Annotated in this window: 8 protein-coding genes; 6 read left to right on the top strand and 2 right to left on the bottom strand. The window is 69.2% G+C overall.

Features of this window, described 5'->3' with window-relative positions; all coding sequences use genetic code 11:
• Positions 1–25: 25 nt before the first annotated feature.
• The 6 genes from FNH09_RS23545 (at position 26) to FNH09_RS23515 (ending at position 6,081) form a co-directional block, all read left to right on the top strand.
• Positions 26–2,071, top strand: coding sequence for a cell division protein FtsK (locus FNH09_RS23545; protein ID WP_152891217.1), 2,046 nt, complete (start codon positions 26–28; stop codon positions 2,069–2,071).
• Between the two features lie 469 nt (positions 2,072–2,540).
• Positions 2,541–3,272, top strand: coding sequence for a DUF6879 family protein (locus FNH09_RS23535; RefSeq protein WP_152891213.1), 732 nt, complete (start codon positions 2,541–2,543; stop codon positions 3,270–3,272).
• Between the two features lie 10 nt (positions 3,273–3,282).
• On the top strand, positions 3,283–4,122 hold the full coding sequence (locus tag FNH09_RS23530; protein WP_162468983.1) for a Scr1 family TA system antitoxin-like transcriptional regulator: 840 nt from the start codon (positions 3,283–3,285) through the stop codon (positions 4,120–4,122).
• Positions 4,123–4,221: 99 nt separating this feature from the next.
• A complete protein-coding gene (locus FNH09_RS23525; protein WP_152891211.1) occupies positions 4,222–4,674 on the top strand; it encodes a hypothetical protein in 453 nt (150 codons plus the stop codon).
• Positions 4,671–5,084, top strand: coding sequence for a hypothetical protein (locus FNH09_RS23520; RefSeq protein ID WP_152891208.1), 414 nt, complete (start codon positions 4,671–4,673; stop codon positions 5,082–5,084). Before FNH09_RS23525 ends, FNH09_RS23520 begins: the two co-directional genes overlap by 4 nt.
• A 673-nt stretch (positions 5,085–5,757) precedes the next feature.
• Positions 5,758–6,081 carry a helix-turn-helix domain-containing protein gene (locus tag FNH09_RS23515; protein ID WP_152891201.1) on the top strand — a complete coding sequence of 108 codons (324 nt, stop codon included), beginning with the start codon at positions 5,758–5,760 and terminating at the stop codon, positions 6,079–6,081.
• On the opposite strand, the gene FNH09_RS49560 is transcribed toward FNH09_RS23515, so the two are convergent.
• Together FNH09_RS49560 and FNH09_RS23505 are read right to left on the bottom strand one after the other, a co-directional pair.
• Positions 5,993–6,715 carry a recombinase family protein gene (locus tag FNH09_RS49560; RefSeq protein WP_152891199.1) on the bottom strand — a complete coding sequence of 241 codons (723 nt, stop codon included), beginning with the start codon at positions 6,713–6,715 and terminating at the stop codon, positions 5,993–5,995. The genes FNH09_RS23515 and FNH09_RS49560 overlap by 89 nt on opposite strands.
• Positions 6,716–7,460: 745 nt before the next feature.
• Complete coding sequence (locus tag FNH09_RS23505) at positions 7,461–7,946, bottom strand: hypothetical protein (protein ID WP_152891197.1); 486 nt, start codon at positions 7,944–7,946, stop codon at positions 7,461–7,463.
• Positions 7,947–7,985: the final 39 nt, after the last annotated feature.

Genomic DNA, 7,985 nt, shown 5'->3' with positions numbered 1-7,985 from the left:
GCCCGCCCCCGAGGTCGTGTCGCCCATGGGCGACACCGACGTCCCGGCGCCGCCCGTCCCCGTCGACAACCCGAAGCTGGCCGCCCCTGGCGTCGCCGCCGAGAAGCGCAGGCCGATCCTGCCCGCCTGGCTGAAGGACCGGTCCGAGTTCGCGGTCACCGCCAGGCACACCGCCAACCGCCTCGGGTACGCCTCGCTGTTCCACGGAGTACGCCTGCCCTGGTACGCCACCCAGCTGGCCGTGATGTCGCCGCGGGGTGCCTGTCGGTTCGTCGCGAGCACCAACCGGTGGCTGTGGGACCGCGAGGCCGCCCCGCTGCGGGACTACGCCGTGCGAACCGATGACGTCGAGGAGTACATGAGGCTGGCCCGGCTGCGCGGCAACCGCGTCCGGCTGCGCGGCCTGGTCACCGTGGTTGCCGCGGTGTTCGGCGTCGGCTTCGCCCTCTGGCTGTACGTGATGGCCCCGGCGTTCCTGTACGTCTTCGCGGCCGGCGGGGTGCTGACGCTCGGCTTCTTCGGCCAGCAGCCCGACGCCCCTGTCATCGGCCCGGCCGTGATGCGCACCGAACTCCAGAAGCTGACCGGCACGATCGTGTTGCGGGCGCTCGGCGCCATCAACGACAGTCGGATCAACGCCGCCCTGAAGGACTTCGGGAACAAGTCCGCGCACGGTATGGGCTTCACCTCGGAGATCTGCCGCGACGGGCCCGGCTACCGCGCCGAGCTGGACCTGCCCTTCGGCGTCACCCCGGACGACGTCATCGAAAAGCGGGAGGCCCTCGCCTCCGGCCTGCGCCGCAAGCTGGGCTGCGTGTGGCCGTCGGGCGACTCGGAGAGCCAGGACGGGCACGAGGGCCGGCTGATCCTCTGGGTGGGCGACAAGCCGATGAATGCAACGACGAAGCCGCCGTGGCCGCTGCTGAAGGACGGGCAGGTCGACCTGTTCAAGCCGGTCGTGTTCGGCAACGACTACCGAATGGGCCCCATGGCCGTGACCCTGATGTTCGCGGCCATCGTCATCGGCTCCATCCCCCGCATGGGCAAGACGTTCCTGCTCCGCCTGTTCCTGCTGATCGCCGCCCTCGACCCGCGGGCCGCCCTGTACGCCTTCGACTTCAAGGGCACTGGCGACCTCAAGGCGCTGGAGCGGATCTGCCACCGCTACCGCGCCGGCGACGAGGACGAAGACGTCCTGTACGTCCTGCACGCGCTGCGGGAGATCAAGGAGGAGCTGCGCCGCCGCGCCAAGGTGATCCGCTCCCTGCCGAGCTCCCGCTGCCCGGAGTCGAAGGTGACCCCGGCCCTGGCCAGCGACAAGAGCCTCGGACTGCACCCGATCGTCGTCGGCCTGGACGAGTGCCAAGTCCCGTTCGAGCACGAAAAGTACGGGGCCGAGCTGGAGTCGATCTGCACGGACATCACCAAGCGCGGCCCGGCCCTGGGCATCGTCGGACTGTTCGCCACCCAGCGCCCGGACGCCAAGTCCCTGCCCCCGGGGATCTCCGCCAATGCCGTGCTCCGCTTCTGCCTCAAGGTGATGAACCACCAGGCCAACGACATGGTTTTGGGCACAGGGGCATATAAGTCGGGCATTCGGGCGACCATGTTCAGCCGCTCCGACCGTGGCATCTGCTGGATGGCCGGCGAGGGCGACGACCCGCGCATCGTGTCGTCGGCGTTCATCGACGCCACCGGCGCCGAGCAGGTCGTCACCCGGGCCCGGAAGATGCGCGAGGAGTACGGCAACGTGACCGGCCACGCGATCGGCGAGGGGCCCGCGGAGACTGCTGGCCTCGACATCCTGGCCGACGTCCTGAAGTCCGTGGGCGTCGACGAGAAAGCCGTGTGGTGCGAGCGGATCGCGTCCCGTCTCGCGGAGATGCGGCCGGATGTGTACGGCGAGTGGAAGGGCGAGAACGTCACCGCTGCGCTCAAGCCGTGGGGCGTGAAGTCGGGCCAGGTGTGGGGGCAGACCGACGAGGGCGAGGGCGCCAACCGGCGCGGGATCCAGCGTGCCGACGTCGCCGCCGCCATCGCCCGCCGGGACGCCGACAGGCTCGCCGCGTAGCCCCGATCACCGCCGCTAGACCTAGCACCCGGCCCCGCTAGGTCTAGCAGCTCCACTAGCACCTGATTAGGCCCCTGAGCAGGCACCTAGCGTCTAGCAGGGGCACCGCTGGAACCCCGGGAAACGCCCGGAATCGAGGGGAGGACACCTCATGTGGGTTGCTATGGGCGCGCTGCTCGCCTGCTTCGTCGTGTACGTCGTGCAGTGCTGGCTGAAGCCGTTCGCACCGTGCCGGAAGTGCCGCGGCGAGGGCGAGGTGCACGGCCGGATTCTCGGCGACCGGACGTGCCCGCGGTGCCGTGGTCGCAAGCTTCGGCTGCGCGTCGGCCGGCGGGCACACAACGCATGGCGACGCACTCACGAGCAAGGCTCACGCTGAGCCGACGAGCCGGGCCCAGCGCCATCTGTCGCCATTCCGAACCGTCGGGCTACGGTGCCCGGCAGCCAACTCACCGAAGGAGATCACGCTATGACCAGGCGCCTGTGGAAAGTCGGCACCAACTCCGGCAACGACGGATGCCCCACCCTGTACACCGAGCCCGGCACGGACATCTACGTCGTGCAGGGCGACCCGGTCACCGATCCCGCGGAGGTCGCGCAGCTCGACCTCGCCGTGGGCGAGGCCGCGGTGACCGTGCCCCGCGAACTCCTCGCGAACTTCGGCCCCAAGGAGCCCGTTCACGTGCCCCAGTCCATCAGCTTCGCCGAGTTCGGCAGCATGTTCACCACCCTCCGGCACTCCGCGTGGAGGCTGGAGACCCGCGGCCGATACGCCGAGGACGAGCAGACCAACACCTACCGCCAGTTCACCGCCGGCCAGCCCGTGACGTGGGATCTCGACGACCCGTGGTGCGCCAACCGACGCGAGCAGACCGCGGCCGGGAAGAGGTTCGAGCGCGTGCGGATCCTCGACGCCCCACCGACCGAGGGACAGCGGTACCTACTCGACAACGCCCGCCGGAACACCGCCGTCGGCGAGACCATCCGCGTGCTGCCCCGAGCACAGGCCGACGACCTCGGGCTTCCGCGTGAGGACTTCTGGATCTTCGACGCCCGTGTGGTGGCGCTGCTCCACTTCGACGACCAGGACGTCATGACCGGCGTCGAGCTGATCACCAACCCCGTCGAGGTGCTCCGCTACGCGCAGGCCCGGGAAGCCGCCTGGCATCACTCCGTGCCGTACAACCAGTTCAGCGGGTAGCTTCCCTGCTGTGGCAACGGACTTCCAGCAGGCCCGCGAGGCGCTCGGCCGCCGGCTCCGTGAGCTGCGCGGCCAGCGCACCCAACGCGATCTGGCGGGCCTGCTGGACTGGCCGCAGGCCAAGGTCTCCAAGCTGGAGACCGGCCGCCAGACCGCCACCATCGACGACGTCACCGCGTGGGCTGCGGCCGTAGGCGCCCCTGAGACGGCCGCAGAACTCACGGCTCGACTCCAGGGCCTGGAGTCACACACCCGGTCCTGGCGCCGCCAACTGCGGGCCGGGCACCGGCCCGTACAGGACGTCCTCACCATCGAGTACGAGCGGTCCACCGAACTCCGAGCCTGGCAAGGCTCCATGGTCGTCGGGATGCTCCAGACCCCGGACTACGCCCGGCACGTCTTCGCCCGCTTCGCCGAGCTCCAACAGTCACCCAAGGACGTCGAGGACGCCGTGCGTGCCCGTATCCGCCGCCAGGCGCTGCTGTGGGAGCCGGAGAGATCCTTCGACATCCTGATGTGGGAAGCGGCCCTACACGCCGCCGTAGCGCCCAGCGATGTGCTGGCCGCGCAGATGGACCGGCTCATGTCCGTCATCGGCCTCGCCAACGTCCGGTTGGGCATCGTGCCCCTCGGCGCGCAGCTGCGGGTCCCGCCGGCCAACGCGTTCTGGCTGTATGACGAGCGGCTCGCGGTCGTTGAGGACTGGCACGCCGAACTGTGGCTGGACGACGCCGACACTGTGGCCGTGTACCGGCGGGTGTGGGACGCGCTCGCGGACGCGGCGGTGTACGGGACGCACGCCCGGCGCCTGATCGCGAGGGCGCGCGCCCAGGTCTCTGACCTCGCGTGAGCATCACCGCGAATCAGCCGATCCTCTGGGCGAATATTCGCGAATCAGATCAGCCGGTGATTCTCGCTCGTCCCTAACTTGCTGGTCATGGCCCCTGGGATGCGATTTGCCGAACTGTACGAGGCCGGGGACGCGTGGCTCGCCGACTGCCACGCGCACCCGAACCTCGTCCGCGAGGCATGGTCCTTCCAGGCCGCGGCTCCCATACGCACGGGCACGTCGTGGCTTGCCGCTGAATCGAGTCTCGTGCCCGGCATGAAGGCGCTCTACCGCATGCGCGAGGAGCACCGCGGACCGGTCCTGGCAGACCCCCCACAAGACCGAATGTGGTGGCTGGTCCCGCTGAACGCTGCCGACGAACTCGCCGACGTCCGGCAGGTCTGCGTCCAGCCAGCCGGCTCGGTCCTGCACTGCCCGCCCACGGGCCAGCAGGTCTGGGGGCGCTTCTGGCTGTCGCGGCCCGACGGATCCGGCCTACTCACCGACCCCACCGTCCTGGGCGCCGCGTTCGGCCCCGGCGGCTACCGACTGCCCACGGAGGCGTTCGCATGACAACCACGGATCCTGAGACCAGCACAGCCACCGCATGCGACATCGACGTCGACGCCATCAGGTTGAGCGGATTGCTGATCCGGTCGGTCGAGGGGCAGCACCGGGTGGCGATTCAAGCCTTGGTCGAGGAGCGCACGATCCTCGCCCTGCCTCAGGTGCGCACCGCCATCGTCGCCGAGAGGCGCGGGCGGAAGGCGTGCAACTGGGAGGGGCTGACGGGCATGTTGTACACGCTTCCCCTGGACCGCCCGCAGCGCATCTTTCTCGGGCTGCTGCTGTCCATGGTGGGCATCGGCAGCACGCCACTGAGCGCAGTAGCCGACCTGGACCACGAGCGTCTGCGCATCTTCACGCAGGCGATCCTCAGGCTGGCGGGCAGCGACTCCATCGCGATCGGCACCCGCCTGTAGACCTCCGGTGTCGGTGACGGCAGAAGAGGCCGGCACCGGAGCCGGCGGCCGCTCCTTCCTCCCCCGAGGGGAGCGGCCGTCCCACGTCCGCCCGCCCGTCCCCAGTACCCCGTCCAGAGGGCGGGCGGGACCTTGGCCCGGCAGGGACGCGTCAGTCCCGACTCCTGGCAGTGAGTCCGCCCCACGCGCGGCGGGCCTCGTGCCAATTTCAGTTCTGAAAATGGGGCCGACGCCGTCCGGGCCACACGCGGGCGGACCTCAATATTCATCTGAGTAATGAGGCCGCCGCTCCAGCGACCATCGTCCGGCCCGCGCGGGCCTTCGTGGAGATGTTTGTGACCAAGTCGGACTCGGCCGCAAACTCGGCCCACGCGCGGGCGGGAAGGTTCGTGTCCGGATCCGGACACGTCTCGTAGGTCGTATCTGGCCCACGCGCGGCTCGGGATCCCGAACCGCCTGCCCGGTGGCGGTTATGGGGCAGAGCCCCACAACTGAGGTGCCCGTGGTCGAGGACAAGTCTGGTCGTTACGGCTGTGGTTGTTCAACGGTGGGGATATGCCCACGGTTGAGGGTCACGCTCTGCCCGTAACCCTGGCGGTTCCCTAACTCCACTGGCCTACGATTCAAAGGTCCATCGTCTAGGTGACCATTGAATCGAAAGCCTGGGTGCTTCATGGCCATTCGACAGCGCCGCACTCCCCCGCCCGGCATGGGCACCGCCCTCCGGGCGGCACGAGAGCGGGCAGGGCTCGGCGTCCGCGAGACCGCACGGCGAGCATGGGTGAGCGGCGGCTACCTCTCCAACATCGAAGCGGGCGACCGCTGTCCGTCCCTGTGGGTTGCCGAGCGCCTCGCGGACGTTCTCCACCTGGACGACGACGAGCGACAGCAGCTGCTCGCGGCATCCGTCACGGACGCGGGGTGGAACTCTCCGTGGCGCGCTGGACCACGGCCCGGACCGACATCGCCGACCACTGCGCGGCGCGGCGCGGCTTGAGCCCCTCGGCGTCCAACGCGGCCGCGATGACCCGGTACGAGTCGCCAGCTTCGCGGAGCTCCAGGATGCGGGCCACGGCAAGCTGTTCGTCAGGCCGGGGCGCCGCGTCGCGGTCCCTGCCCTTGCCCTGCCCATGAGTGCCGAAGGCGTAGCTGCCCACGGCTTTACGTCCGGCCTTCGCCTTCGCGGTGCGCCCGTCCTTCAGTCGCTTCACGACGATGCGACGGTCCAGCTCGGCGAAGACACCAACGACCTGCCGCAGCGCCGTTCGCATCGGGTCGTCCGGGTCGTCCTGGAGGACCTCGCCCGAGTCCGCGGCGAACACCCGGCCGCCGGCGCGCCAGACGAACGCCAACGTTGCTTCCTGCACGGTCAAGGCGCGGGCGAGGCGGTCGAGCTTGGGTACGAGCAGCCCTTCGGCTTCGCCCTCTTGGACGGCGAGCAGTGCGGCGGACAGGCCAGGGCGGTCAACTGCTTCCTTCGCGCCGGATACGCCTTCGTCTTCCTCGATGCGGATGAGCTTGTGTCCGTTGGTCTTTGCCCAGCCGCGAAGGGCGGTGTCCTGGATGGCGAGGCCGAAGCCGTCGTTCACCTGTCCGAGCCCGGATACCCGCTTGTAGCCGACGATTCGCACTGTTCCCCCGTTGCGGCGTAAGAGATTGCGTGGATTACTTTACGTTGCAGGTCGCAGCGTTTTCAGGTGTTTGCCTAGGGAGATATCCGGGTTGTTACGGCTATGGGTGGCGATGGATGATGGCGACCAACCCTCCCCCACCTCCAGCCGTAACGTTACGGATACTGGTGACATAGGCAGAGGGGTCAGCTACCCTCACCGTTATGCGTAACGTCAACTGCCCGCTCTGCGGTGACAACTTCAAGGAAGGCCCCGGCTATCTCGTCGAAGGCGCCCGCCAGTACCCGCGGCAACGCAAATGGTGGCCGAGCCGATTCCTCATCTGCTCCGGCTGCTACGAATTCGGCTACGACCCCGAGACCGGCACCCTTCGCGCCGACGACATGCGAGAGCTGGACGGAGCCCGCTGGTCTCGAGTCGTAGGACGGGGTGAGCAAATGCCGCCCGTAGCGTGTGCCGCGTGCGGCCGAATGTTCATCCGCAACGCCGACCCCCTGCTACAGCGGCCGACCTGCTCGCCCACCTGCGCAACAGACCTCACCCGCACCCGTAACGGCAATCAGGGCAGCGGGCAGGGGTGCGCCGGGTGCGGCAACCCGATCACCACGGGCCGAGCCGACTCCCGGTACTGCTCCCCCGCCTGCCGACAAAAGGCGTACCGGCAGCGACAGTCTCACCCCTAGTCATAACGCGAGCGTGCCCGGCCACCATCGCGGCAGCCGGGCACAATTCTTCACACGGTGATTTACGGCGTCGGCTTCGGCCAGGTGTCGGCGTAGCGGTGCGGCTGTGCCACGACCGGCCGGCGCTGCGGAGCCAGCGGCTGACCCATCGCCTGGACCATGCTCGTCTGCGCTCGCACGTTCACGGCGCGCTCGGCCGCCCGCCGCTCCCGCTCGATGGCCGCGTACTTCTCGGCCGTCGTCTGCGGGACGTCCTCCTCGTCGTCCTCCGGCTCCTCGTCCTCGTACTCGACGTCCTCCTCCTCAAGGTCCTCCGGCTCGGGGTCGGCCGCGATCACCCCGCGCGCAATCAGCTCGTTCACGCGAGCCTGCTCGCGCAGCGCCTCATCTGCCCGGTAGCCGGCCGCCGCCCTCTCCGCGTACCGCTCGTAGGTCTGACGTCCGTCGCGCTCCTGCGATGCCGCCGCACGCTCCTCGGCACGGGCGCGGATCCGCTCAGCGTGCGCGGCCGCTGACGGGGTCACCGGCTGCCTCATCGTGTCTGCCATCTCGATCTCCAATCCAGTGGTTGAGGGGTACGCAGTTGG

It is taken from the genome of Streptomyces adustus (assembly GCF_009377175.1).
GTDB lineage: Bacteria > Actinomycetota > Actinomycetes > Streptomycetales > Streptomycetaceae > Streptomyces > Streptomyces adustus.
Note: the sequence above shows the minus strand (reverse complement) of the source record. Positions and strands in the feature narration are given on the sequence as shown.